Origin of the sequence: Nocardia farcinica (genome assembly GCF_029867845.1) — a bacterium.
Taxonomy (GTDB): Bacteria; Actinomycetota; Actinomycetes; order Mycobacteriales; family Mycobacteriaceae; genus Nocardia; species Nocardia farcinica_A.
Genome location: NZ_JARWRU010000183.1, coordinates 1 through 2799, shown reverse-complemented (window position 1 = coordinate 2799; position 2799 = coordinate 1). Strand labels below are relative to the sequence as shown.

The following is a 2799-nucleotide window of genomic DNA, read 5'->3' as shown; positions in this document are numbered from 1 at the left end:
GAGGTCGAGTACCGGTGTTCCAGCGATCATCCGGCCTCTCACCTCCCCTCGTCGCGCTGTGTCCCGGATCGTTCACACCGTGCCCTGGTCGGGCGAATACAAAGTCTGTTATTCCACTATCGCAGTCAGGATCGCACGATGCTCAGGATCTCGGTCACGAGTGCGTCTACTTCTTCGGCCGAGCGGGCCTCCACGTTCAACCGCAGCAGCGGCTCGGTGTTGGAGGCGCGCAGATTGAACCACGCGTCGTCGGCCAGCTGCACGGTGACGCCGTCGAGACGGTCCACCGACTTCGCGCGGGCGGCGAAGGCGTCGATCACCGCGGCGGTCCGCGCGGCGGCGTCGTCGACGGTGGAGTTGATCTCCCCGGAGGCGGCGTAGGTGGTGTAGGAGGCCATCAGCTCCGAGACCGGGCGATCGGTCTCGCCGAGGGCGGCGAGCACGTGCAGCGCGGCCAGCATGCCGGAGTCGGCGCCCCAGAAGTCGCGGAAGTAGTAGTGCGCGGAGTGCTCGCCGCCGAAGACCGCGCCGGTGGCCGCCATCTGCTGCTTGATGAACGAATGGCCGACACGGGTGCGCACCGGGGTGCCGCCGAGCGAGCGCACCAGCTCGGGCACGGCCTTGGAGGTGATCAGGTTGTGGATGATCGTCGCGCCGGGCTCCTTGGCCAGCTCGCGCTCGGCGACCAGCGCGGTGATGGCCGAGGGGGAGACCGGCTCGCCCCGCTCGTCCACGACGAAGCAGCGGTCCGCGTCGCCGTCGAAGGCCAGGCCGATGTCGGCGCCGGACTCGCGCACCAGCTGCTGCAGATCCACCAGGTTCGCCGGATCCAGTGGATTGGCCTCGTGATTGGGGAAGGTGCCGTCGAGCTCGAAGTACAGCGGCACGATCTTCACGTGCCCGAGCGCGCCGAGCACGGCGGGGACGGTGTAGCCGCCCATGCCGTTGCCCGCGTCCACCGCCACGGTCAGCGGGCGCTCGCCGGACAGCAGCACCAGATCGCGCAGGAATTCGGCGTAGTCGTCGAGCAACTCCACGGTGTCCACCGCGCCGGGCGCGCCGTCGTAGCCGGGCACGCCCGCGACCAGCTCCTCCTTGATGGTGGCCAGGCCGGTGTCCTGGCCGACCGGCAGCGCGTTGGCCCGGCACAGCTTGATGCCGTTGTAGCGGGCCGGGTTGTGGCTGGCGGTGAACATCGCTCCGGGGCAGCCGAACCGGCCGGAGGCGAAGTACAGCTCGTCGGTGGAGGCGAGACCGATGTGGGTGACGTCGAGCCCCTGCGCGGTGACGCCATCGGCGAAGGCCCTCGCCAGTTCGGGGGAGGACTCGCGCATGTCGTGACCGATCACCACCCGGTCGGCGCCCTCGGCGCGCATCAGCCGGGCGAAGGACGCCCCCACATCACGGGTGAAGGCGGCGTCGATCTGGTCACCGACGACGCCACGAACGTCGTATGCCTTGATCACCGCATCAACGGACTCGGCAGAGCGGGCCACTGTCATGCCTCACACCCTAGTGGTCGCCCGGGAGGACGGGCAGCACTGGCCACCGGAGTCGACCGGACGGGGCGGAACCGGGCAGATCGCCCGGTCAGCTCGGGGGATCGGGCAGCACCCGCAGGTGGCCGCGGCGGCCGGTCCTCGTCGTGCGTTGCTGCGGCGGCGCGTACTCGCGGTAGCCGCGATGATCCGATTCGGCGGGGCGTCTGCGCAGACCTGCCTCGCGCACGGCCTCGGCCAGGGCGGGCAGATCGTCGTCGTCGCTGGTGCTGGAGAAGCTGCCCTCGTGGCGGACCAGTTCCCAACCCTTCGGGGCGGTGATCCGGGACGCGTGGGTTTCGCACAGATCCCAGGAATGCGGCTCGGCCACGGTCGCGAGCGGGCCGACCACCGCGGTGGAATCGGAATAGACATACGTGAGCGTCGCGACGGCCGGGTTCTTGCAGCCGGGTCGGCAGCAACGACGCATGGGGATCACGATGTCGAGAGTATCGCGCCCGCGACCGGTATGTGTACAGACACGCTGGTCCGACTTCCCGGCGGCCGAATCCGCGCGCGAACGTGCGAACGCACGGACCGTGAATTGGGACACATCACCATGGAGTGTCCGAGGAGACGCACGCGGAACCCGCGTTATTCCGAGTCGGGGTCGATCACGTCGGGGTCGACTCCGAGATAGGTCGCCACCTGCTGGATGAGCACCTCGCGCAACAGGTCGACCAGATCGTCGGGATCGCCCGCGCGCAATTCCAGGGGTTTGCGGAACAGCACCACGCGCGCCCTGGTGGCCGCGCCGTGCCGGTCCACCCCCGCGGGCACCAGGCGCGAGAGCGGCACCGGTCCGTCGGCGACCACCTCGTCCGGCCAGGTGACCGAATCGGGGTGCAGCGGACGGATCTTCGGCACGTCGTCGACGGCGATGTCGAGTTTGGTGAGCCGGTCGTGCCAGCGTGAGTCGATGGGCGCGAAGGCCTCGAGGACCAGTCGGTCGAACTGCTGGCCCCTGGTTCGCCAGGCGGGCACCGTCGGGGGGAGCATCGGACCGCGCACCCCGCGGCCGCGGCGGATGACCGAGCGGGCGGTCGGCGGTCGTCGATTGCGTGAGCGGGCCATGGAACAAAATCTAGGGGAAGAGTTCGAGCCCGGTGCAGACCGGGACCGGGAACACGGCGTCACCGAGATCGAGACCACAACCACGGTCGGGATCGGCCGGGACGGATGGGGGCCGGGAGCGCGAAGGCCGGCCGGGGACGCCACGAACGGGAGCGGGCGATCCCGGGCCCGGGCCCGGGGGGGGGGG

General features: G+C 70.1%; 3 protein-coding genes. All 3 read right to left on the bottom strand.

What is annotated here, in order from left to right:
- Positions 1–125: 125 nt before the first annotated feature.
- Positions 126–1496 (bottom strand): phosphomannomutase/phosphoglucomutase, encoded by a 1371-nt coding sequence (locus tag QH283_RS03760; protein WP_280501623.1) that lies wholly within the window; start codon positions 1494–1496, stop codon positions 126–128.
- Positions 1497–1590: 94 nt separating this feature from the next.
- Complete coding sequence (locus QH283_RS03755) at positions 1591–1968, bottom strand: DUF3499 domain-containing protein (protein ID WP_280501622.1); 378 nt, start codon at positions 1966–1968, stop codon at positions 1591–1593.
- Between the two features lie 164 nt (positions 1969–2132).
- Positions 2133–2612, bottom strand: coding sequence for a metallopeptidase family protein (locus QH283_RS03750; protein ID WP_280501621.1), 480 nt, complete (start codon positions 2610–2612; stop codon positions 2133–2135).
- Positions 2613–2799 lie beyond the last annotated feature (187 nt).

Coding starts and splice junctions, on each gene's coding strand:
- QH283_RS03750 (WP_280501621.1), bottom strand. CDS start 2,612: ATGGCCCGCTCACGCAATCGACGACCGCCGACCGCCCGCTCGGTCATC.
- QH283_RS03755 (WP_280501622.1), bottom strand. CDS start 1,968: ATGCGTCGTTGCTGCCGACCCGGCTGCAAGAACCCGGCCGTCGCGACG.